General features: G+C 71.2%; 20 protein-coding genes. 7 read left to right on the plus strand and 13 right to left on the minus strand.

Annotated features, from left to right (window positions below; all coding sequences use genetic code 11):
• Window positions 1-6: 6 nt before the first annotated feature.
• From ACZ7M2_RS19730 to ACZ7M2_RS19740, 3 genes are read right to left on the minus strand one after another with little or no spacing between them, the layout of a single operon-like run.
• Window positions 7-651 (minus strand): GNAT family N-acetyltransferase, encoded by a 645-nt coding sequence (locus ACZ7M2_RS19730; RefSeq protein ID WP_471596335.1) that lies wholly within the window; start codon window positions 649-651, stop codon window positions 7-9.
• A 54-nt stretch (window positions 652-705) separates the two neighbouring features.
• Window positions 706-1,158, minus strand: coding sequence for a Zn-ribbon domain-containing OB-fold protein (locus ACZ7M2_RS19735; protein WP_471596336.1), 453 nt, complete (start codon window positions 1,156-1,158; stop codon window positions 706-708).
• A 31-nt stretch (window positions 1,159-1,189) separates the two neighbouring features.
• Window positions 1,190-1,642 carry a hypothetical protein gene (locus ACZ7M2_RS19740; RefSeq protein ID WP_060898543.1) on the minus strand — a complete coding sequence of 151 codons (453 nt, stop codon included), beginning with the start codon at window positions 1,640-1,642 and terminating at the stop codon, window positions 1,190-1,192.
• Between the two features lie 230 nt (window positions 1,643-1,872).
• On the opposite strand from ACZ7M2_RS19740, the gene ACZ7M2_RS19745 reads away from it, so the two are divergent.
• On the plus strand, window positions 1,873-3,165 hold the full coding sequence (locus tag ACZ7M2_RS19745; protein WP_471596337.1) for a flavin-containing monooxygenase: 1,293 nt from the start codon (window positions 1,873-1,875) through the stop codon (window positions 3,163-3,165).
• A 7-nt stretch (window positions 3,166-3,172) separates the two neighbouring features.
• Here ACZ7M2_RS19745 and ACZ7M2_RS19750 read toward each other — a convergent pair whose 3' ends face one another.
• A complete protein-coding gene (locus tag ACZ7M2_RS19750; RefSeq protein ID WP_471596338.1) occupies window positions 3,173-4,516 on the minus strand; it encodes a COG1361 family protein in 1,344 nt (447 codons plus the stop codon).
• Window positions 4,517-4,794: 278 nt separating this feature from the next.
• Here ACZ7M2_RS19750 and ACZ7M2_RS19755 point away from each other — a divergent pair, with 278 nt between their 5' ends.
• The 3 genes from ACZ7M2_RS19755 (at window position 4,795) to ACZ7M2_RS19765 (ending at window position 8,647) form a co-directional block, all read left to right on the plus strand.
• Window positions 4,795-7,020 carry an acetate--CoA ligase family protein gene (locus ACZ7M2_RS19755; RefSeq protein WP_471596339.1) on the plus strand — a complete coding sequence of 742 codons (2,226 nt, stop codon included), beginning with the start codon at window positions 4,795-4,797 and terminating at the stop codon, window positions 7,018-7,020.
• Window positions 7,021-7,087: 67 nt separating this feature from the next.
• On the plus strand, window positions 7,088-7,966 hold the full coding sequence (locus ACZ7M2_RS19760) for an enoyl-CoA hydratase/isomerase family protein (RefSeq protein WP_471596340.1): 879 nt from the start codon (window positions 7,088-7,090) through the stop codon (window positions 7,964-7,966).
• A 63-nt stretch (window positions 7,967-8,029) separates the two neighbouring features.
• Window positions 8,030-8,647 carry a flavin reductase family protein gene (locus tag ACZ7M2_RS19765; RefSeq protein ID WP_352044155.1) on the plus strand — a complete coding sequence of 206 codons (618 nt, stop codon included), beginning with the start codon at window positions 8,030-8,032 and terminating at the stop codon, window positions 8,645-8,647.
• Window positions 8,648-8,683: 36 nt separating this feature from the next.
• Here the strand turns inward: ACZ7M2_RS19765 and ACZ7M2_RS19770 are convergent, their stop codons facing one another.
• Window positions 8,684-10,081 (minus strand): MFS transporter, encoded by a 1,398-nt coding sequence (locus tag ACZ7M2_RS19770; RefSeq protein WP_471596341.1) that lies wholly within the window; start codon window positions 10,079-10,081, stop codon window positions 8,684-8,686.
• Between the two features lie 71 nt (window positions 10,082-10,152).
• Between ACZ7M2_RS19770 and ACZ7M2_RS19775 the strand changes: the two genes are divergently transcribed.
• A complete protein-coding gene (locus tag ACZ7M2_RS19775) occupies window positions 10,153-11,247 on the plus strand; it encodes a GlxA family transcriptional regulator (RefSeq protein WP_471596342.1) in 1,095 nt (364 codons plus the stop codon).
• A 34-nt stretch (window positions 11,248-11,281) separates the two neighbouring features.
• Here ACZ7M2_RS19775 and ACZ7M2_RS19780 read toward each other — a convergent pair whose 3' ends face one another.
• The 3 genes from ACZ7M2_RS19780 to ACZ7M2_RS19790 are packed head-to-tail and all read right to left on the minus strand — an operon-like array spanning window position 11,282 to window position 14,442.
• Window positions 11,282-12,331, minus strand: coding sequence for a Zn-dependent alcohol dehydrogenase (locus tag ACZ7M2_RS19780; protein WP_352044152.1), 1,050 nt, complete (start codon window positions 12,329-12,331; stop codon window positions 11,282-11,284).
• 10 nt (window positions 12,332-12,341) lie between these two features.
• Complete coding sequence (locus tag ACZ7M2_RS19785) at window positions 12,342-13,487, minus strand: acyl-CoA dehydrogenase family protein (RefSeq protein WP_471596343.1); 1,146 nt, start codon at window positions 13,485-13,487, stop codon at window positions 12,342-12,344.
• Window positions 13,488-13,527: 40 nt separating this feature from the next.
• Window positions 13,528-14,442, minus strand: a complete 915-nt coding sequence (locus ACZ7M2_RS19790; RefSeq protein ID WP_471596344.1) for an SDR family oxidoreductase — start codon at window positions 14,440-14,442, stop codon at window positions 13,528-13,530.
• Window positions 14,443-14,540: 98 nt separating this feature from the next.
• On the opposite strand from ACZ7M2_RS19790, the gene ACZ7M2_RS19795 reads away from it, so the two are divergent.
• Window positions 14,541-15,467 carry a cyclase family protein gene (locus ACZ7M2_RS19795; protein ID WP_471596345.1) on the plus strand — a complete coding sequence of 309 codons (927 nt, stop codon included), beginning with the start codon at window positions 14,541-14,543 and terminating at the stop codon, window positions 15,465-15,467.
• Between the two features lie 449 nt (window positions 15,468-15,916).
• Here the strand turns inward: ACZ7M2_RS19795 and ACZ7M2_RS19800 are convergent, their stop codons facing one another.
• The 4 genes from ACZ7M2_RS19800 to ACZ7M2_RS19815 form a co-directional block, all read right to left on the minus strand.
• Window positions 15,917-16,399 carry an ATP-binding protein gene (locus ACZ7M2_RS19800; protein ID WP_471596346.1) on the minus strand — a complete coding sequence of 161 codons (483 nt, stop codon included), beginning with the start codon at window positions 16,397-16,399 and terminating at the stop codon, window positions 15,917-15,919.
• Between the two features lie 476 nt (window positions 16,400-16,875).
• Window positions 16,876-17,805: an acyl-CoA dehydrogenase family protein gene (locus tag ACZ7M2_RS19805; RefSeq protein WP_471596347.1), complete on the minus strand. Its 930-nt coding sequence runs from the start codon at window positions 17,803-17,805 to the stop codon at window positions 16,876-16,878.
• A gap of 10 nt (window positions 17,806-17,815) precedes the next feature.
• Entirely contained in the window at window positions 17,816-18,970 is a 1,155-nt protein-coding gene (locus tag ACZ7M2_RS19810) for an acyl-CoA dehydrogenase (RefSeq protein WP_471596348.1), read from the minus strand.
• A gap of 7 nt (window positions 18,971-18,977) precedes the next feature.
• Window positions 18,978-20,171 carry an amidohydrolase family protein gene (locus ACZ7M2_RS19815; RefSeq protein ID WP_067372012.1) on the minus strand — a complete coding sequence of 398 codons (1,194 nt, stop codon included), beginning with the start codon at window positions 20,169-20,171 and terminating at the stop codon, window positions 18,978-18,980.
• Window positions 20,172-20,331: 160 nt separating this feature from the next.
• Here ACZ7M2_RS19815 and ACZ7M2_RS19820 point away from each other — a divergent pair, with 160 nt between their 5' ends.
• Window positions 20,332-21,837 carry a class I adenylate-forming enzyme family protein gene (locus tag ACZ7M2_RS19820; protein WP_471596349.1) on the plus strand — a complete coding sequence of 502 codons (1,506 nt, stop codon included), beginning with the start codon at window positions 20,332-20,334 and terminating at the stop codon, window positions 21,835-21,837.
• A 77-nt stretch (window positions 21,838-21,914) separates the two neighbouring features.
• Here ACZ7M2_RS19820 and ACZ7M2_RS19825 read toward each other — a convergent pair whose 3' ends face one another.
• On the minus strand, window positions 21,915-22,427 hold the full coding sequence (locus ACZ7M2_RS19825) for an EF-hand domain-containing protein (protein ID WP_471596350.1): 513 nt from the start codon (window positions 22,425-22,427) through the stop codon (window positions 21,915-21,917).
• Window positions 22,428-22,549 lie beyond the last annotated feature (122 nt).

Genomic DNA, 22,549 nt, shown 5'->3' on the forward strand with positions numbered 1-22,549 from the left:
GACAGGTCAAGGAGTCGGGACCGGGTCCCACCGGGGCCCGGAGCCCGTCGACGGCAGCGTCGGCTCCGGGTCCGTCGCGATCCGTGCGTGCAGGTGGACGTCCCGGAACGCGTCGTGCCGCCCCGACTCGAACATCGCCTCCCGCAGGGTCCCCTCGTACGGGAACCCGCACCGCTCGGCGATCCGGCAGGACGCGTCGTGGCCGAGGGCGTGACCCAGTTCGATGCGGTGCAGACGGACGGCGCCGAAGACGTAGCGGGCGGCCAGGGCGAGGGCACGGGTGGCGACCTGGTGACCGCGGGCCTCCGGAAGGACCCAGTAGCCGACGATGCCGACGCGTATGACGTGGTTGATGTCGTTGACGCCTATGTGACCCAGGATCGTACCGGTGGCCGCGTCGGTGATGCAGAAGGAGACGGCGGTGCCCTCGGCGACGCTCTCGGCGCGCGAGCGGAGCGAGTCACGGGCGCTGCCCAGGTCCCGGACGATCTTGACCGGGGTGTTCCAGCGCTGGAACTCCGGGTCGGACAGCCCGCGCAGCCAGGTCGCCACATCAGCCTCGGATTCCGGGTCCCAGGGACGCAGCCGCAGACCATGGCCGTCGAGCACGGGGAAGGGCTGGGCGAGGGGCTTCTCGTGAACGTCGGACATCCGGCCATTATTCACGGGGCCCAGAGGGGTTCAAGAAGTGGTTTTCGACACGGCTCAAGGAGAGGGGGCGGCGGAAGAAGGAGGCGCTACAGCGCCGGACCGTGGCCGGAACACCGGCACCCCCGCCCTGAACGCGACCTCCAGCCCCATCCCGATCCGCAGCGCCTCACTCTCGCACTCCACCACCTCGGTCATCATGCGCGGCCCCTCCACCAGGTCGACGACCGCGGCGACGTACGGCACCCGCTCGCCGAACGGCGGGAGGTCGTTGCGATGCACGACGGACCAGGTGTAGAGCGTGGCGTGCCCGCTCGCGGGCCGCCAGCGCACGTCCTCGCTCCAGCAGTGCGGGCAGAACTCCCGGGGGTAGTGGTGGGCCCGGTCGCAGCCCGCGCAGTGGCGGATCAGCAGCCGGCCCTCCGCCGCCGCGTCCCAGTACGGCCGGGTGAAGGCATCGACTTCGGGCAGATCGAATCGCGCCCCGCCCGAGGCGCGCTCCCCGCTCACGAGCACACCCCGACCCCGATCGACCCGCGCCTCACGAGAACAGGCCGATCGCACTGTCCAGCGACCACGTCTGCCATCCCATCCCGAAGAAGGCGACGACCGAGATCAGCGCCATCATCGCGTTCTGCCCCTGCTCGGCCCAGTCGTGGATCATGAGGGTGAAGTACAGGACGTTGAGGAGCAGTCCGCCGACGAGCGCGATCGGCGTCAGGAACCCGGCCACCAGTCCCAGCCCGAGGGCCAACTCCGCGTACACGACGACGTACGCCATCGTCCGCGGCCGGGGCGCGACCACGACGTCGAAGCCGGAGCGCACCGCGTTCCACCGGTGCTTGCCCGCGACGTCCGCCGCCCACGCGATCCCGGTCCCCCGCTCGAACCAGCCCTTCTTGTCCTTGTGCCGCCAACTCTCCAGCCACCACAGCCCGAGCCCGATCCGCAGCACGGCCAGCCACTCCGCTCCGCCGAGCCAGATCGTGTCCATGGCAGTCCACGCCCCCTTCAGATTCTGACGGTACGTCAGTTCAGCGCACGGAGGACGCCCGCGCAAGAGGCGTACGCCACCCTCCCCTTCACTCATCCCCCCGCTTCGAACACAACCGAGTGACCTACGCCACCGGCCCCACCCACTCCTCCTACAGCCGTGATCAGTTCGCAACCGATTCCGGGCTTGACCGAGACCTATCAAGTGACGACGTGATTACGCTCGCGCACATGGCCGACTCGACTGCTTCCTCGACACCCCGCCCGGTGCCGTCCCACGAAGACCGCCCCGTGTACGTCATCGGCGGCGGTCCCGGGGGGCTCGCGACGGCGTACGCGCTGCGCGCACAGGGCGTACGGGCCGTCGTACTGGAGAAGTCCGACCAGGTCGGAGCGTCCTGGCGGCGCCACTACGACCGGCTGCACCTGCACACGACCCGGCGCCTGTCCGGCCTGCCCGGCCTCGCGATGCCGCGCTCCTTCGGGCGGTGGGTCTCGCGCGACAACGTGGTGCGCTACCTGGAGAAGTACGTCGAGCACCACCAGCTGGAAATCGTCACGGGCGTCGAGGTCTCGCGCGTCGAGCCCGCCCCGGGTGGCGACGGCTGGCTGCTGCACGCCACCGGCGGCCGCGAGCTGACCGGCAGCGCCGTGGTCGTCGCCACCGGCCACAACCACACCCCGCGCCTGCCCGACTGGCCCGGCCGCGACACGTACACCGGCGAACTCCTGCACGCCGGCGACTACCGCAACCCCGCCCCCTACGCCGGCCGTGACGTCCTCGTCGTCGGCGTCGGCAACACGGGCGCCGAGATCGCCGTGGACCTGGTCGAGGGCGGCGCCTCCCGGGTACGGCTCGCCGTGCGCACCGCGCCGCACATCGTGCGCCGCTCCACGGCCGGCTGGGCCGCCCAGTTCACCGGGATCCTCGTACGACGGCTGCCGGTGCGCCTCGTCGACGCACTCGCCGGGCCGATGGCCAAGGTCAGCGTGCCGGACCTGTCGGCACAGGGGCTGCCCCGCCCCGACACCGGCCTCTACTCCCGCGTCAACGAAGGCTCCATCCCCGTCCAGGACGTCGGCCTCATCAACGCCGTCCGCAAGGGACGGGTCGAGGTCGTGGCCGCGGTGGAGGGCTTCGAGGAGGACAAGGTCGTCCTCGCCGACGGGAAGCGGATCGGCCCGGACGCCGTGATCGCCGCGACGGGCTACGTACGCGCCCTGGAAGGCATCGTCGGCCACCTCGACGTCCTCGACGGGCGTGGCCACCCGGTCGTGCACGGCGCCCGCACCCCGAAGAAGGCACCCGGCCTCTACTTCACCGGCTTCACCAACCCCATCAGCGGCATGTTCCGCGAACTCGCCCTCGACGCGGAGAAGATCGCGAAGGCGGTCGCGAGGACCGCGGCCAAGACGGAGAGAGCGGCGGAGAAGGCAGCGTCGAAAGCGGCGACGAGGACGCGTGCGAAGACAGGGGCGAAGACGGAGGCGCGCGACACGGGGGACACCCGCGCCGCGCGCTGAGTGACCGTCAATTGACTGCGAGCACCGCCGTGTTGTTCGTGGTGTCCGGGTCGAAGGTGAAGTCTCCGAACTCGGGATGAATGCTGACCTCACCGCTCGTGCCGGGCACCGCCGCGTCGATCCGCAGCTGGAAGGCGTACGTGCGCTCGGCGCTCTCGGACACCCAGTACGGCAGCGCACAGTCGTAGCGCGGGGCGCCCGTGCGCTTCTCGTAGTACCCGCCCGTGAGGGTGTGCGGGACGCAGTCCGCGGGGACGCCGGTGACCGTCGTACCCGTCGGGACGATCAGCCTGACCTTGGCGGCCGGGTCACCGGAGCCGAGGTTCGCGAACCAGGCCGGGCCGTTGTTCTTGAAGGTGAGCGGGGCGGTCACCGTCTGGCCCGCCGTACCGGTGACCGCGGCGCCGGCCACCGAGAAGTCGGCGGTGCTGTCCGTGCCGATCTGCAGGGCCGCGTAGTTGTCACGGCTCGCGAGGTCGGTCGCGCCGTCGGCCGGGTCGACACTGATGTCCAGCCGGTCGTTCAGCGCGTGCCGCGCGATCGCCAACTGCAGCGGCGCGGGCAGCTCGAAGGAGTCACCGGGGGCCAGCACCTGGTCGAACGTGCAGGTCGCGTCCGTCATCGGCGCGTACTCGTCACCGCCCGTCCGCGTGTAGGTGCAGGCGTCGTACTTGTTCAGGAAGTCCAGCCCGTACGACGCCGTCATCTTCACCGTGACGCCGTGCGCGCTCTCGTTGCCCTTGTTGGTCAGCGCGAAGGGGATCGTCTCGGTGCCACCCGGCTGCGCGTGCTCGACGTCGGCCACGGAGGCGAGGGAGAGGTCGGGGCCCGAGGCGACCGTGAAGTCGGTCTCGAAACTGTCCTCCGGCGCCGTGAGCGTGCCGTCGGGGCCGCCGGTGGCCGTCGCCCCGTAGGTGATCACGCCCTGCGCCCCGGCCTGCGCACCGTCGGCCGCGCGGATCCCGAGGTGGATCTGCCGGACGTAGTCGGACCCGATCACGGGCACGTCCGGCACGCTGCACACCGCGGTCGTGCCGTTCGGCGCGCAGTTGTCCGGCCAGGTCACCTCGCCGACCCCGGCCAGCCCGGAGGCGTCGACGGTCACCTTGCCGTCGGTCACCGTGAAGTGGCCGTTGTCGTGGTAGATCCCCACGTCGATCGTCCGGCTCTGCGGCGCGCCGCCGTCCGTGCCGAGCGGCAGGGCCTGCGCGGAGGGTGCGTCGATCCACAGCTGGTCGGACTCGGTCTCGGCCAGCGCGGGGGCGGCGGTGAGCCCCACGGTGACAAGTCCGGCCGTGAGCGTCGTACAGGCTCCGAGCCGCAGCGCGCGGCCGAGGGAGACAGGTCTCATGACATCCCCAAGAGTGCGAAGAAAAGTGAGGAAAGGCGAAGACAAGGACAGAAAGTGGTGGCTCGACCGGCGTGAGCCGACAGGGCCATGTCATAGACGATCAGCGGGAGTTGATGGTTGTGCGGCACCCCCACGGGTTCCGGCTCCCCGCACGACGGGTACGAACCAGATCCCCGCCGCCCAGCCTTTTGCTTGCACGACGGTTCCTGACGCGGCGTCAGTTAAGTAATCTGACAGAGCGTCAGTTAATTGGCTGTCACACAGGAGCGGGCGGACCGATGCTTGGATCAACCCACGGCACCCTCACCACCGACTCCCGCCGGGCCCGCGTCATCGCCTGCGGCGAGCAGCCCTCACCCGTCGTGCACGGCCGCCCGGCCGACGTCGACGACCTGGACGTCAGCGGCCGTCCGCTGTACGCCGAGGTACCCGATCTGGACCGCTTCTTCCGTCCCGAGTCCGTGGCCGTCGTCGGCGCCTCGGACGCCGAGGGCCGGCCCAACACCGGCATCACCCGGCAGCTGATCGCCTGGGCCGAGCGGGTCGGCGCCCGGCTGCACCCGGTGCACCCCACCCGTCAGTCCGTCTTCGGCATCCCCTGCTCCCCCTCCCTCGCCGACCTGCCCGAGCAGATCGATCTGGCCGTGCTCCTCGTCGGCGACCCGCTCCCCGTGATCGGGGAACTGGCCGAGGCCAAGGTGAAGTTCGCCGTCGCCTTCGCCTCCGGGTTCGCCGAGACCGGGGCCGAGGGCGCCGCCGCACAGACCCACCTCGCCGCCGCCGTCCGCCACGCCGGCCTCAGGCTCCTCGGGCCCAACACCAACCTCAACGCCTTCGAGAAGTTCCGCGACGATCTCGACGGTCCCGCGATCGCCCTCATCACCCAGTCCGGACACCAGGGCCGGCCGGTGTTCGCGATGCAGGAGCTGGGCGTACGGCTCTCCCACTGGGCGCCCACCGGCAACGAGGCCGACCTCGAGACCGCCGACTTCATCTCCTACTTCTCCGAGCAGCCGGAGATCGGCGCGATCGCCTGCTACGTCGAGGGGCTGAAGGACGGCCGCTCCTTTCTGCTCGCCGCCGACCGCGCCGCCCGCCGCGGAGTGCCCGTCGTCGCCGTCAAGGTCGGCCGCACCGAGACCGGCGCCCGCACCGCCGCCTCACACACCGGCAAGCTGACCGGGGCCGACACGGTGGTGGACGCGGCGATGCGGCAGTACGGCGTGATCCGTGTCGACGGGCTCGACGAACTCCAGGACACCGCCGCCCTGTTGGCCCGTGCCCGCGCCCCGCGGGCCGAGGGTGTCGTCGTCTATTCGATCTCGGGCGGCACGGGGGCGCACTTCGCCGACCTGGCGACGGCGGCGGGGCTTCCTCTGCCGAGTCTCTCCGCCCCCAAGCAGGCAGAGCTGCACCAGTGGATACCCGAGTACCTGAGCGTGACCAATCCCGTCGACAACGGCGGGCACCCGGTCGGCGACTGGCGCGGACGGAAGATCATCGACGCGATCCTCGCCGACCCGGAGGTCGGCGTACTGATCTGTCCCATCACCGGGCCCTTTCCTCCCATGAGCGACAAGCTCGCGCAGGACCTGGTGGACGCGGCGGAACAGACGGACAAGCTGGTGTGCGTGGTGTGGGGCTCGCCGGTCGGCACCGAGGCCGCCTACCGCGAGACGCTGCTCGGCTCGTCGAAGGTCGCCACCTTCCGGACCTTCGCCAACTGCATCACGGCCGTGCGCGCCTACCTGGACCACCACCGGTTCGTCGCCGCCTACCGCTCCCCCTTCGACGAGGCTCCCCGCACTCCCTCGCCGTCCTTCCGCAAGACGCAGGCGCTGATGCGGCCGGGGCAGCAGCTGAGCGAGCACGCGGCGAAGCAGCTGTTGCGCGCCTATGGGATCCGGGTGCCGCGCGAGCAGTTGGTGACCAGCGCGGCGGCGGCCGTGCGCGCGGCGAGTCTCGTCGGCTACCCCGTGGTCATGAAGGCGTCCGGCGCCCAGATCGCCCACAAGACCGAACTGGGTCTGGTGAAGATCGGACTGACCTCCGCCAGCCAGGTCAGGGACGCCTATCGCGAGCTCGCCGACATCGCGCGCTACGAGGGGATCTCGCTCGACGGGGTGCTGGTGTGCCAGATGGTCGAGCGGGGGGTGGAAATGGTCGTGGGCGTCACGCACGACCAGCTCTTCGGGCCGACCGTGACCGTCGGGCTGGGCGGCGTGCTCGTCGAGGTGCTGCGGGACGCGGCCGTCCGCGTGCCGCCGTTCGGCGAGGACCAGGCTCGGGGCATGCTCGGCGAGCTGCGCGGGCGGGCCCTTCTGGAGGGCGTGCGCGGGGGGCCGCCGGTGGATGTGGACGCGCTGATCGAGGTCGTCATGCGCGTACAGCGGATGGCGCTGGAACTCGGGGACGACATCGCCGAGCTCGACATCAACCCGCTGATGGTGCTGCCCAGGGGCCAGGGAGCGGTGGCGCTGGACGCGCTGGTCGTCTGCCGCTGAGCCCCCACGTCCCAGCCCCGGCGGCAGCCCCCGCCGCACCGCCCCCCGTAAAAACCGGAGCATCCCCATGACGTCCTCCCCCGAGAATTCTGCCGAGAAATCCGCCGATCCCGTCGACTCATTGGTACTGCACGCCACTGACAATCACGTCTCGTGGATCACCCTCAACCGCCCCGAAGCCCTCAACGCCATCACGCCTGACCAGCGCGAACGCCTCATCCAGCACCTCTCGCACGCCTCCTGCGACCCGGGCGTACGGGCCGTCGTGATCACGGCGACCGGACGTGGTTTCTGCACGGGCGCGGACCTGCGCGCAGGACCGTCGGCCGGGGGGTCGGGGGCCCGGGAACAGGCGCCCGGGGAGCAGGCGCCCGGGGAGCGGGTGGCCGGGGACGTGGCGCGCATGATCCGGCTCGGCGCCCAGCGCCTGATCGGCGCGGTTCTCGACTGCGAGAAGCCCGTGATCGCGGCGGTCAACGGCACCGCGGCCGGCCTCGGCGCCCACCTCGCCCTCGCCTGCGACCTCGTACTCGCCGCCGATTCCGCCAAGTTCATCGAGGTGTTCGTACGCCGCGGCCTGGTCCCCGACGGCGGCGGCGCGTATCTGCTGCCCCGGCTCATCGGCCCCCAGCGCGCCAAGGAACTGATGTTCTTCGGCGACGCGCTGACGGCGGCGGACGCGGCGCGGCTCGGGCTCGTCAACAGGGTCGTACCACCGGACGATCTGGAGAAGACCGCCCGCGACTGGGCCGAGCGCCTGGCCACCGGCCCGACCCGTGCCCTCGCCCTCACCAAACAGCTGGTCAACGCCTCCCTCGACACCGACCGCACCACCGCCTTCGCCGCCGAAGCCGCCGCCCAGGAGATCAACATGACCACGACGGACGCGACCGAGGGCGTGGCCGCCTTCGTGGAACGCCGGACCCCCCGCTACCAGGGCCGCTGAGTCAGTCCCGCCCCTTCCCACCCCTTCCTATCTGACACTCCGTCAGCTTCAATGGGTGGTGTGATGGGACACGCAGGGATGGCGGCCGCCGCCGTCCGTTATCTCAGGTCGGCCGGGGCTTCCACCGTCGCGGGGCGCGTGGAGGCGCTGCCGCGGCCGGAGTTGCGCGCGGTGGGGGACGATGAGCGGGCGCCGGTCGATCAGGCGGCGTTTCGGCGCGTGCTGGGGAACTTCGCGACGGGTGTCACCGTCATCACCGCGCCGGGCGTCGAGGGCGAGGCCGGTGGCGGGGGGCCGGCCGGATTCGCCTGTCAGTCGTTCGCGTCGCTCTCGCTCGATCCGCCCCTGGTCTGCTTCATGGTGGGGCGTACGTCGGCGACCTGGCCGCGGATCGCCCGCGCGGGCGTGTTCTGTGTGAACGTGCTGGGAGCGCACCAGGGCGAGTTGTGCCGCGGGTTCGCGGTGAGCGGGGCGGACAAGTTCGCCGGGGTCGTGTACGACGCGGCGCCCGTTTCCGGTTCGCCGCGTCTCGCGGGCGCCGCGGCCTGGGTCGACTGCACGATCCACGCGGTGCACACCGGTGGGGACCATCTGATCGTGGTGGGACGGGTGGACGCGCTCGGCGCGAGCGACGGTGACGACGTCGCGCCGCTGCTGTTCCACAAGGGGCGGTTCCTCTAGCTCGGTGGCAGGCCGCCCGGTCGGGGGCCGGAATCGTCAGGCGACCGCCGGTACCGCGGGTGCGCCCGTCGCGGAGCGTCGTCGGATCACCAGTGCCATCAGGGCCGCCGCCGCGCACAGCGCGCCCGAGGCGTACCAGACCACGTCGTACGAGCCGAACGCGTCCCGCGCCACACCGCCGAGGAAGGCGACGAGGGCGGCGCCGACCTGGTGGGAGGCGAGGACCCAGCCGAAGACGATGGCGCTGTCCTCGCCGTACTGCTCGCGGCACAGGGCCAGGGTGGGCGGGACGGTGGCGACCCAGTCGAGGCCGTAGAAGACGATGAAGAAGATCATCGGGGGATGAACGGTGGGGGCGAGGAGCATGGGGAGGAAGAGGAGCGAGAGGCCGCGCAGCGCGTAGTAGACGGCGAGCAGCCGGCGCGGTTCGAAGCGGTCGGTGAACCAGCCGGAGGCGACCGTTCCGACCACGTCGAAGACCCCGATGACCGCGAGCAGCGAGGCCGCCGCCGTGATGGGCATCCCGTGGTCGTGGGCCGCGGGCACGAAGTGCGTCTGGACCAGGCCGTTCGTCGAGGCGCCGCAGATCGCGAAGGTGCCGGCCAGCAGCCAGAACGGGCCGGTGCGGACGGCGGAGAGCAGGACCGTCACCGCGCGCCGGGCGGCGCCCTGCACGGGCGCGGGCTTCGGTACGAACTCCGTCGACCCGTACGGCTTCACGCCCACGTCCGCGGGGTGGTCCCGCAGCAGCAGCCATACGAAGGGGACGACCGCGAGCGCCGCGAGGGCCACCGTCACTGCGGCCGGGCGCCAGTCGTGCTGGGTGACGATCCAGGAGAGGAGCGGCAGGAAGATCAGCTGGCCGGACGCCGAGGCAGCCGTCAGAATGCCCGTGACCAGGCCCTTGCGCGCCGTGAACCAGCGGTTGGTGACCGTCGCCGCGAAGGCCAGCGCCATGGAGCCGGACCCCAGGCCGACCAACAGGCCCCAGCAGAGCAGCAGTTGCCAGGCCGCCGTCATCCACACGGTCAGACCGGAACCGAGCGCGATCACCATCAGGGCGATCGCCACCACCCGCCGGATGCCGAAGCGGTCCATCAGTGCCGCCGCGAACGGCGCCGTCAGCCCGTACAGCGCGAGGTTGATGGACACCGCCGCGCCGATCGTGCCGCGCGACCAGTGGAACTCCTGGTGCAGCGGGTCGATCAGCAGACCCGGCAGCGAACGGAAGGCCGCCGCACCGATGATCGTCACGAAGGTGACGGCGGCGACGAACCAGGCACGGTGGATGCGGGCGCGGGGAGTGGAGGCGCGGGTCGGCTCGATGGAGTCGGCCGGCTCGATCGCGTCGGTGGAGTCGGTCGGCTCGGTGGGGCGGGGGTCCTCCGCGGCTGCGGCGCCCCCCGGGGAGGCGGCATCGGTTGTCTGGGTCACGACATAGAGCTTCGGGCCTGCCGTTCCCGCGAACGAGTGGCCCGAAGGACAGCATTCGCTAGGATCGGGCCATGGACTCTCACGGTACGCATCCTCGCCACCGCGTCGTCGTCCTCGCCCTCGACGGGCTGCTGCCTTTCGAGCTCGGTATCCCGCAGCGCATCTTCGGCAAGGCACGCGACGCCGACGGGCGGCCGCTGTACGAGATCGTCACCTGCTCGGTCCGGCCGCCCGGCCCCGTCGAGACGGACGCCGACTTCGCCGTCCTCGTCGCGAACGGCCCCGAGGCCCTCGCCACCGCCGACACCGTCGTCATCCCCGCCTCCTACGAACTCGGCCCCGTCCACGAGGAAGGCGTCCTCACCCCCGAACTGGCCGCCGCCCTCGCCCACATCCGCCCCGGCACCCGCCTCGTCTCCATCTGCACCGGCAGCTACGTCCTCGCCGCCGCGGGCTACCTCGACGACCGCCCGGCCACCACCCACTGGATGCACGCCGAGCACTTCCAGCTGCTCTTCCCGAAGATCAAGGTCGACGCCGAAGTGCTCTTCGTCGACGACGGCGACGTCCTCACCTCCGCCGGCGTCGCCGCGGGAATCGACCTGTGCCTCCATCTCGTACGCCGCGACCACGGCACCGCCGTCGCCAACGACGTGGCCCGCCGCACCGTCGTACCCCCGCACCGCGACGGCGGGCAGGCGCAGTACATCCAACGGCCGGTGCCGGAGCCGCAGGCGGCCACCACGACCGCCGCCCGCGCCTGGGCGCTGGCCCGCCTCCACGAGCCGATCCAGCTGCGTGACATGGCCGAACAGGAAGCCATGTCCGTACGCACCTTCACGCGCCGCTTCCGCGAGGAGGTCGGGGTCAGCCCCGGGCATTGGCTGACCCAGCAGCGCATCGAACGGGCCCGGCACCTGCTGGAGACCAGCGACCTGTCCATCGACCAGGTCGCGCGGGACGCCGGCTTCGGCACGGCCCAGTCGATGCGGCAGCACCTGCAGGCGGTGCTCGGGGTCACCCCCACCGCGTATCGACGCACCTTCCGGAGCTCCGGGGCCTCCACGGTCGAGGGCCTCGGCGGGGGCCTGGGTGAGGGGCTGGGTGAGGGACTGGACGGGAGATCGGGTGAGGGTGGCGTCGCCCGTCTCGGGGCCGCGCGTTGAGCGCGGTCCGGTGGCGGGGGCCGGGCACCGCCCCCTAGAACGTCAGCACCGCCCGCGCCACCTTCCCCCCCTCCGCATCCTGCGCCGCCTTGTCGAAGTCCTCCACCGGGTAGGTCTGGGTGACCAGTTCGTCCAGGAGGAGGCGGCCTTCTCGGTAGAGGTCGGCGTACAGGGCGATGTCGCGCTGGGGGCGGGAGGAGCCGTAGCGGCAGCCCAGGATGGACTTGTCGAGGTACATGGAGGAGACGAGGAAGGACGCCTCGGCCGTGGCCGGGGGTACGCCCAGGAGGACCGCCTGGCCGTGGCGGTCCAGCAGGTCGATGGCCTGGCGGATGAGTTCGACGCGCCCGACGCACTCGAAGGCGTGGTCCGCCCCCGTGGGAAGGATGTCCTTCACGGCCTCCGTCGACGTCAGGAAGTGCGTCGCGCCGAAGCGCCGGGCCACGGCCTCCTTCGCCGGGTTGGCGTCGACCGCGACGATCTTCAGGGCGCCCGCGATCCGCGCGCCCTGGAGAACGTTGAGCCCGATTCCGCCCGTGCCGATGACGAGGACGGAGTCCCCCCGGTCCACCCTCGCACGGTTCAGGACCGCACCCACCCCCGTCAGGACGCCGCATCCGATCAGCGCGGCGGACGGGAGGGGGATGTCCTTGGGGATACGGACGACCTGGACGGCCTTCACCACCGTCCGTTCCGCGAACGCGGAGTTGGACGCGAACTGGTACAGCGGCCGCCCGCCCCGCGCGAACGGCTGCCGCGGCATCCCGATGGCCTTGCGGCACATCGTCGGCCGCCCCCGGTCGCACTCCGCGCACGCCCCGCAGTTGGCGAGCGTGGAGAGCGCGACATGGTCGCCGGGACGGACATGGCCGACGCCCGCGCCCACCGCCTCGACGACCCCCGCGCCCTCGTGCCCCAGGACCACGGGGACAGGAAAGGGGATCGTCCCGTCCACGACCGACAGGTCGCTGTGGCAGAGCCCGGCCGCGGAGATCGCGACCTGCACCTCGCCGGGCCCCGGATCCCGTATCTCCAGGTCGTCCACGACCTGGGTCCGCTTGCCGTCGAAGATCACGCCTCGCATCGCGACTCCCTCAGCCCTTGGGTTCCCTCGGCAGGCCGAGCACGCGCTCGGCGATGATCGTGCGCTGGATCTCGTCCGAGCCGCCGTAGATGGTGTCGGCCCGGCTGAACAGGAACAGGTGCTGGGAGGAGTCGAGTTCGTAGGGTGCCGCGGCCGACCAGTCCCAGGGGCCGGTCGCGGCCTCCGCGCCCCGCACCCGTACCGCCAGTTCACCGAGCCGCTGGTGCCAGCGGCCCCACAGCAGCTTGGCGACGCTGGGCGCGCCCGCGTCGCCCGAACCGCCCAGCGTCCGCAGGGCGTTCCAGCGCATCGTGCGCAGCTCCGCCCACTGGCGTACGAGGTGGTCGCGGACGACCGGGTCGGCCGCGGCGCCCGTGGCGACAGCCGTCTCGATCACCCGGCCCAGCTCCTCCGCGAAACCGATCTGCTGGGCCAGGGTCGAGACTCCTCGTTCGAAACCGAGGAGGCTCATGGCGACCTGCCAGCCGTTGCCCGCGCCGCCGACCACGTGCTCGGCACGCGCCACCGCCCCGTCGAAGAAGACCTCGTTGAACTCGCTCGTGCCGGTGAGCTGGCGGATCGGGCGGACCTCGACGCGGCCGGGCTGGTCCATCGGGACGAGAAGGAAGGACAGGCCGTGGTGGCGGGCCGACCCCGGTTCCGTACGGGCGAGGACGAAGCACCAGTGCGCCTCGTGGGCGAGCGAGGTCCAGATCTTCTGGCCGTCGACGCGGTACGTGTCGCCGTCCCGTACCGCGGCCGTACGGATCCCCGCCAGGTCCGAGCCCGCGCCGGGCTCGCTGTATCCCTGACACCAGAGTTCCTCGCCGCGGGCGACCGGGGGCAGGAAGCGGGCCTTCTGCTGCGGGGTCCCGTGGGCGATGAGGGTGGGGGCGAGGAGCTTCTCGCCGATGTGGCCCGAGCGGGCCGGGGCCTTGGAACGGGCGTACTCCTCGGCCCAGACGACCTGTTGGGTCAGGCTCGCCCGCCGGTTGCCGTAGCCCTCCTCCGCCCAGCCGAGGCCGATCCAGCCGCCCCGGCCCAGTTCCCGTTCCCAGTCCTGGCGGACGACCGGCTCACCGACCGGGTGGGCGCTCAGCCAGTCCCGTGCCGTGCGCCGGAAGGCCTCGTCCTCGGCGTCGAATCCGAACTCCATGTGTCCCCCTCACCCACGGGCCCAACAGAACAACGGCACTTCACGTGTTCGGCCGCGCCTTGCGCGCCGCCGCCCGCGCCATGGCCTCCACCTGTTCCAGCAGGGGCATGGGGTCCACGCCCACGGTCCCCGGCAGGAAGTCCGCGATCCGCTCGGGAGTCCAGGGGCCGCCCTCCGCGTACCCGGCGCGCAGCTCCCGCGGCTGTGCCCACACCGCGATCTTCGGGCCGGCGATCGTGTAGACCTGCCCGGTGATGCGTTCCTCGCGGGCACGGTCGGAGAGGAGGTAGACCACCAGCGCGGCCACGTCCTCCGGTTCGCCGATCTCCTTCAGCTCCATGGGGACATTGGCCGACATGCGGGTACGGGCGACCGGTGCCACCGCGTTCGCCGTCACCCCGTACTTGTGCAGGCCCAGTGCCGCGCTGCGGACCAGCGAGATGATCCCGCCCTTCGCCGCGCTGTAGTTGGCCTGCGCGACCGAACCCTGGTGGTTGCCGCTGGTGAAGCCGACCAGCGTGCCCGCGCCCTGTTTGCGCATGACCGCCGAAGCCGCCCGGAAGACCGTGAACGTGCCCTTCAGATGGGTGGCGACGACGGGGTCCCACTCCTCCTCGGACATGTTGAAGAGCATCCGTTCACGCAGGATGCCGGCCACGCACACCACTCCGTCGATACGTCCGTACGAGGTCAGCGCCACGTCGACGACCCGTTGGCCGCCGGCCATCGTGGAGATGTCGTCGGCCACCGCGACCGCTTCCCCGCCCGCCGCCTCGATCTCCTTGACCACGGCGTCGGCGATCGAACTCGTCGGCTCGGCGCCCTCGATGGACACCCCGTAGTCGTTGACGACGACCCGCGCGCCCTCGGCCGCCGCGGCGAGCGCGACGGCGCGGCCGATCCCGCGGCCCGCTCCCGTCACGGCGACGACCTTTCCTGCCAAGAAGTTCCCCACGTCCGGCCCCTCCCGCAGTTTCTGACGGTCCGTTAGATTCGGTCTCCTCGGATTCTACGACCCGTCAGATACCCGGAGACAAGCCCCGCGGAGGACTCATGTCACTTCCGGTCGAGTTCCACGACATCGCCAAGCGCGTGAACAACTGGGGGCGTTGGGGCGCCGACGACGAGATCGGGACCCTGAACCTGATCACTGACGAGGTGGTGCGGGAGGCCGTCGCCTGCGTCCGCACGGGGCGGCGCGTTCCGCTCGCGCTCCCGCTCCAGCAGGACGGGGTGCAGACCGGGATGATCCCCGGGCGGATCAATCCGCTGCACGTCATGGTGCAGATCAACCAGGAGATCTTCGGCCCGGGCACGGTCGCGTGCAGCGACGACGCCGTGACCCTGGGGCTCCAGGCGGCGACCCACTGGGACGCGCTCACCCACGTCTCGCACTCCGGGAAGCTCTACAACGGCCGCCCGGCCGGCACGATCACCCCGCACGGCGGCGCCGAGTTCAGCGGCATCGACAAGCCCCGGCACCTCGTCTCGCGGGGCGTCCTGCTCGACATCCCGCGCGCGCGGGGCGTCGACCGCCTCGACGGAGGGCACCCCGTGACCCCCGAAGACCTCGACGCGGCGGAGGAGTTGGCGGGCACACGGGTGCGGTCCGGGGACATCGTGCTCGTACGGACCGGGCAGATCCAGGTCTACCTGGCCGGCGACAAGCACGCGTACGGGTATCCGTCGCCCGGGCTGTCGATCCGTACGCCCGAGTGGTTCCACGCGCGCGATGTCGCGGCCGTCGCGAACGACACTCTCACTTTTGAGATCTTCCCTCCCGAAATCGAGGACCTGTGGCTGCCCGTGCACGCGCTCGACCTGGTCGAGATGGGGATGCTGCAGGGCCAGAACTGGAATCTCGAAGAGTTGTCCACAGCCTGTGGACAAGAGAATCGCTACACCTTCCTGCTGTCCGCGATGCCGGAACCCTTCGTGGGCGGCACAGGGACTCCGGTGGCACCGGTCGCCATCCTCTGAAGTGAGCGCCTGGATCCCCTTGGGCTCCCGGGGAAAAGGGTCGGCTGGCGGCGCGCCACTGCGCGCCCCGAGCACGGCATCGCGCGCCGCCATCCGGTTCCGGCGTACCCGCCCTGCTCCCTGTGGCCCTGTAGGAGCCGACGCCGAATCACGACCCGCACTCGCCGAGGGCTCCCGTCACCGAAGCCCTCGTCGTCCCCTCGCGGCGAATCGCTGAACACAAGCGTGATCAAACGGACACGCCACGTCAACACCCGTTCGGGGAATTATCACTTACGCACCTTTTACGAAGGCGCGCACGGAAGCACATCCCGGCGCACTCGGCCCCGACCCGGGCCGCGGAAACGGAACGCGTGCACAGACGCACGAACCGTGCTCCCGCACCAGAGCTCCCAGAGGTACGGGAGCGGGTGCGGGGCGCGGGGTGCGGGTGTGGGTGCGACCGCGGACTAGACCGCCTCGTACGCCTCGTACGCGAAGTCCTCATAGGCGGAGGTCGCGTACGCGACCCCCGCCCGGGCGCCCTGCGTACAGCGGTCGACCTCGCACCAGATGCTCTTGCCCGCACCCTCGGGGTTCCAGCCCCAGCGGTCCGCCAGGCCGTCGACCAACTCCAGGCCGCGACCGTTGGTCTCGTCGCCCTCGGCGTGCCGGGGTACCGGGGGGCGGGCGCTGGAGTCGGCCACCTCCAGGCGGACGGTGCCGATGGACTCACCGAGGACGCCCGGCAGGGACAGCCGCAGCACGGCCGGACAGCCGGTGTGCACCACGGCGTTGGTGACGAGTTCGGAGACGAGCAGGATCAGCGTCTCGGCGAGCGGTTCATCGACCCCTATCCCGGACCCGGCGAGCCGCGAACGGGCCCACCTCCGAGCTCGCCCCACCTCCGCGGGGTCGGGCCGGATCTCCAGCTGCACTTGAAGCACCTGCACCGCTCACACCATCCGAACCGGCGGACACATCGCCTCGCGCCTCACGAGGGCCACGATCGTGGCCATGACCTGCATGACCAGAACCAGGATCACGGAACGTGATTCCCTTGAGAGACAGCATGGTTGACGTACAGTCACCCCAACAAGCGCTTCGGGCATATTCCAGCGCGAAGGAGTACGCGTGCGGCATACTGTGCGACGCTCGCCACGGGGAGTCGAACAGGCAGTCGCGGGGGTCCGCACTGCCTTGCGAGCGGCGAGCATCGCCGCATCCGGCGCGGCCTCAGAGGCAACACCGGGATCGCTCGATCTCGGAACCACTCGCATCCCACACAAGGTACCCGAGCCCGCCGCCGACTCCAGGCCGTGACAAGTCACGCATAGGACACAACCCGATATCAACGCTCTGTAATTCCGGTATGCCACGATCCGCGACATCCATTGCGCCCCTTTCCGGACCGTGCCTGCACAGAGCCCTATCGGCCCACTCCGGACACCAGATCGGCCGCCAACAATTCCTCACCCTCCGTAGCCATTCCCGTACGTTGAGTCCGCGTCCAAGCCCGCTTCAGATACAGGTGGACGTCGGACTCCCAGGTGAAGCCCATGCCGCCGTGCACCTGGAGGCAGTCGCGGGCGCCGCGCACGGCGGCCTCGTCGGCGAGCAGCCGGGCCGCCGCGATGTCCACGGGGTCGGCCGTGACGGCGGCGGCGTAGACCGCGGCGCGCGCCAGTTCCACCCGCACCAGCATCTGCGCGCACAGGTGCTTGACCGCCTGGAAGGCCCCGATCAGCTGCCCGAACTGCTCGCGGGTCCGGGCGTGTTGCACGGCCGTCTCGCAGGCGCGGGCGGCGGTGCCGAGCTGTTCGGCCGCCGTGAAGAGCGAAGTGAGGGAAGCCGTGGGGAGTGCGCCGGTGGAACCCACGGGGCGCACGCCGATGGGACCGGCCCCACCGGATACGGGTACCCGGTGCAGCGGCGTCAGCGGGTCCACCGGCCGCAGCGGCTCGGCGCCGGTCGCGTCCCCGCGTACGACGTCCGCCTCGGCCAGCCACTCCACCAGGCCGCCGCCGTCGACGGCCGTCACCACGGTCTCTCCGGTGGCGGCCCCGTCCACCACGCCCGCCGCGAGGTGCGTGGCGATCAGCGGGCCGGGCAGCAGGACCCGCCCGGCCTCCTCGAAGGCGAGCACCGTCTCCGGGAGGCCGAGTCCGACGCCGCCGTCCGCCTCGGGCAGGCGCAGTGCGAAGAACCCGGCCTCGCCGAGCTCGCGCCACAGGGCCCGGTCGAGCCTCGGCCCCTCGTCCACGGCGGCGCGCAGCCGTTCCCGGCCGAACCGCGCCGCGAGCAGCTCGCGCACGCCCGCCTTCAAGGCTCGCTGGTCGTCCGTGAGTTGGAAGTCCACGGGGAAGTGCTCACCGTCCCTTCGGCAGGCCCAGGATCCGCTCGGCCACGATGTTGTGCTGGATCTGCGAGGTGCCGGCCGCGATGGTGTACGACAGGGAGCTGAGCCGGTCGAGGGTCCACTCCCTGTCCAGGTCCAGCGCCTCGGGCCCGAGGACCTCGGCGGCGGCGTCGTACAGCTCCTGCCGCGCGTGTGAGTACCTCAGTTTGAAAACCGAACCGCCGACCCCCGGCACTCCCCCGTTGCTCTGCGCCTCGCTCACGTTCCACTGGGTGAGCCGCCACAGCGCACGGAACTCGGCGTTGAGCCCGCCCAGCCGCCGCCGGAGTGCCGGATCGTCCCAGCGGCCGTTCTTCCGGGCCTCGCGCGCGACCTCCTCGAGCACCCGTCGGCAGGCCACGACCTCACCCACGAAGGCGGTGCCGCGCTCGTACGACAGGGTCACCATGGTCACGCGCCAGCCGTCGTTCTCGGCGCCGACCCGGTGCGTCACGGGCACCCGCACCTCGTCGAGGAAGACCTCCGCGAACTCGGTCGAGCCGGCAAGGGTGCGCAGCGGCCGGACGGTGATCCCGGGCGCGTCCATCGGCATCGCGAGCCACGAGATCCCGCGGTGCTTCGGGGCCGCCGGGTCGGTCCTGACCAGCAGCTCGCACCAGTCGGCGACCTCGGCGTGGGAGGTCCAGATCTTGGACCCGCTCACTACGTAGTCGTCGCCGTCCCGCCACGCGCGGGTGCGCAGCGCCGCGAGGTCCGAGCCGGCGTCCGGTTCGCTGAACCCCTGGCACCAGACCTCCTCGCCGCGCAGCACCGGCGGCAGCCAGCGCGCCCGCTGTGCGGGGGTCCCTTCGGAGGCGATGGTCGGCCCGGCGTGCAGCAGTCCGACGAAATTGGCCCCTACGTAGGGGGCGCCCGCCTTTTCCGTCTCCTCCAGGTAGATGAGGTGCTGGGTCGGCGTGGCGCCCCGGCCCCCGGCGTCGACGGGCCAGTGCAGCCCCGCGTACCCGGCGTCGTACAGCATCCGCTGCCACCCGAGGTCGTACGCCCGCCGGCCGGGCCAGTCGTCCGGGGACGGTTTCGGGGGCAGCGCCGGGAGCACCTCGGCGAGCCACTCCCGCAGCCGGGCTCGGAACTCCTCCTCCTCAGGGGTGTACGTGAGGTCCATGGGGCCGCTACTTGTCGAGGTCCAGGTCGAGCATGCGGATGGCGTTCCCGCGCATCAGCTTGTGGACGGTCTCGTCGTCGAGGCCCTTCACATGGTCCAGGGCGACCTCCTTGGTGTGCGGGAAGGTCGAGTCGACGTGCGGGTAGTCGGTCTCGAAGGTCGCGTTGTCCCGTCCCACGACGTCCAGCGAGGCGACGCCGTGCTTGTCGCGGAAGAAGCAGCAGAAGATCTGCCGGTAGTAGTACGTCGAGGGCGGCTCCGGGATGAGGTCCCGGACGCCGCCCCAGGCGCGGTGCTCCTGCCAGACGTCGTCGGCGCGCTCCAGGGCGTACGGGATCCAGCCCATCTGCCCCTCGGAGTAGGCGAGTTTGAGGCGTGGGAACTTCACCAGCACCCCGCTGAAGAGGAAGTCCATCATCGAGGCCATCGCGTTGTTGAAGGACAGCGAGGCCTGTACGGCGGGCGGCGCGTCCGGGGACGCGGCGGGCATCTGCGACGAGGAACCGATGTGCATGTTCACGACCGTCCCCGTCTCCTGGCAGACCGCGAAGAACGGGTCCCAGTAGCCGGAGTGGATGGAGGGCAGGCCGAGGTGGGTGGGGATCTCGGAGAAGGTCACCGCCTTCACTCCGCGCGCGGCGTTGCGCCGGATCTCCGCGACCGCCAGTTCGATGTCCCACAGCGGGATGAGGCACAGCGGGATCAGCCGGCCGCCGCTGTCGCCGCACCACTCCTCGACCATCCAGTCGTTGTACGCGCGCACGCAGGCCAGGGCCACTTCCTTGTCGTGCGCCTCGGCGAACGTCTGCCCGCAGAAGCGGGGGAAGGTCGGGAAGCAGAGGCTTCCCTCGACGTGGTTGAGGTCCATGTCCTTGAGCCGCTCGACGGGGTCCCAGCAGCCGCGCCGCATCTCCGCGCGCGTGATGCCCTCCAGGGTCATCTCGTCACGGTCGAAGCCGACGGCGGCGATGTTGCGCTTGTACGGGAACTTGAGGTCCTCGTAGATCCACCAGTCGGTGGGCGGGCCGTCCGGGTCCATGGTGATCTGGTACTTGCCGCCGACGTAGGCGAGTTCACCGATGCCGGCCGTGAGGGGCTTGGGTCCCCGGTCCTGGTACTTCTTCGGCAGCCAGGTCTCGAAGAGGTGCGCGGGCTCGATCACATGGTCGTCGACGCTGATGATGCGGGGCAGTTCGGTCATGGGTCCCCTCCGCCTGGCGTACGTATCTGATGGGTCGTCAGATTCTCGCTTCCTCAGCAGGCTAGTCCCGCACCCCTGGACCGACAAGGCGCCGAGCCCTACGCTCTGCGCACGATCTGACTGCCCGTCAGCTCCATCACGGTCACAGGGGGCCGCCGCCGTGAACGACACCGCCCACGCACTGAGCGCATCCCGCACCCTCTGGGAAATGGTCGCCCGCCGGGCCGACCTCACCCCCGACCGCCCGGTCCTCCTCCAGGGCGACCGCACCCTGAGCTTCGGCGCGTTGCGCGAGGGCGCCGAGCGGGTGGCGGCGGGCCTGTACGACATGGGCGTACGCCCCGGCACGGTGGTCGCCTGGCAGCTGCCCACCCGTATCGAGACCGCCCTGCTGTCCTTCGCCCTGGCCCGCCTCGGCGCCGTGCAGTCCCCGGTGATCCCCTTCTACCGCGACCGCGAGGTCGGCTTCGCGCTCCGGGAGTCCAAGGCCGAGTACTTCGCCGTACCGGGCGAGTGGCGCGGGTTCGACCACACGGCGATGGCGCGGCGGCTCGGTGCGAAGGGTGTCTTCGAGGCGTACGACACGCTGCCGGACGGCGATCCCGCCGTACTGCCCGCTCCGCCCGCCGAGGGCACCTCGGTCCGCTGGATCTACTGGACGTCGGGGACGACGTCCGACCCCAAGGGCGTCCTCCACACGGACCGTTCGCTGATCGCGGGCGGGTCGTGTCTCGCCCATGCGCTGCACCTGTCGGCCGCCGACGTGGGCTCGATGGCCTTCCCTTACGCGCACATCGCCGGGCCCGACTACACGGTGATGCTGCTGCTGTACGGCTTCCCCGCGGTGATGTTCGAGCACTTCGGGCTGCCGGAGGCGCTGGCGGAGTACCGGCGGCACGGGGTGACGGTGGCGGGCGGTTCGACGGCGTTCTACTCGATGTTCCTCGCCGAGCAGCGCAAGCGGCCGTCCGAGCCGGTCGTCCCCACGCTGCGGCTGCTGGCGGGCGGGGGCGCGCCGAAGCCGCCCGAGGTGTACCACTCCGTCGTCCGGGAGATGGGCGTGCAGCTCACCCACGGCTACGGGATGACCGAGGTCCCGATGATCACGATGGGGGCGCCGGACGACACGGCCGAGAACCTCGCGACGACGGAGGGCAGGCCGCCGGCGGGCATGGAGGTACGGATCGTGGACGGCGAGGTACGGCTGCGTGGGGAGGCCGTCTGCCAGGGGTATCTGGACCCGGCGCAGACCGCCGAGGCCTTCGACGAGGACGGGTTCCTGATCACCGGCGACGTCGGTCATCTGACGGAGAGCGGGCACCTCGTCCTCACCGGGCGCCTGAAGGACGTCATCATCCGCAAGGGCGAGAACATCTCGGCGAAGGAGATCGAGGACCTGCTGCACCGGCACCCGGCCGTCGGCGACGTCGCGGTGATCGGCCTCCCGGACGCCGACCGCGGCGAGCGGGTCTGCGCCGTGGTCGAACAGCCCCCGGGCGCCGACGAACTGACGCTCGCCGTCGTGGTCTCCTACCTGCGCGAGGAAGGACTCTCCGTCCACAAACTCCCCGAGCAGTTGGAGGTGGTGGACGCCCTCCCCCGCAACGAAACGCTCCGGAAGGTACTCAAGTACAAGCTCCGGGAGCGGTTTTCGGGGGTGGGGTGAGGGGGTGCACGGACTTCAGGAGCCGCCCGGGCCCCGGGAGCCCGGGCGGTTCGGGGAGTTGCGGGTCCCGTAGGGGGCTACTCCGGCACGGTGAAGTAGCGGGCGAACGAGGTGACGACCTCCGTTTCGCCGATCCGGCCGTCGGCGTCCGTGTCGAGCGCGGCGGCCGCCACGGCCGCGACGCCGTCGGGCACGCCCAGGGCCCTGAGCACGCGGACGGCCTCCTCGACCGTGGCCGCGCCGTCCCCGTCCGTGTCCGCGACGGCGAGGGCCGCGTGCAGGAAGGGACGGGCGATCTCCCCGAAGCGGTCGGGATTGTCGCGCAGCCGCTTCACGGCGCCGTTCACGAACTCTTCCCGGGTGATGCGCTGATCGCCGTCGCGATCCGCTATCCCCGCCATGCCCTGCCAGAACGCCTCCGCGCCGACGTACAGGGCCTGACCCTTGTCCGACCGTGCCGCCGTGTCGAACTCGGTGAGAACCGCCTTCGTCGCGGCGTTGAAGTCCTCCCGGTCGATGTAGCCGTTGCCGTCCTGGTCGAAGCCGGCGAAGCGGGCGGCAATCCTGCGCTCGTACTCGGTACTGACCATGGTCTTCTCGGACCGCCTTACAACTCAGCCGGACTCTCAGCCGGACTGCGGTTTCATCTGGCACGGAGCGTACGACGCCCGGGCAACCGGGGGTGCGGGAAAACGACGGTTGTGCCAAGACC

It is taken from the genome of Streptomyces sp. NPDC111507 (genome assembly GCF_055638955.1).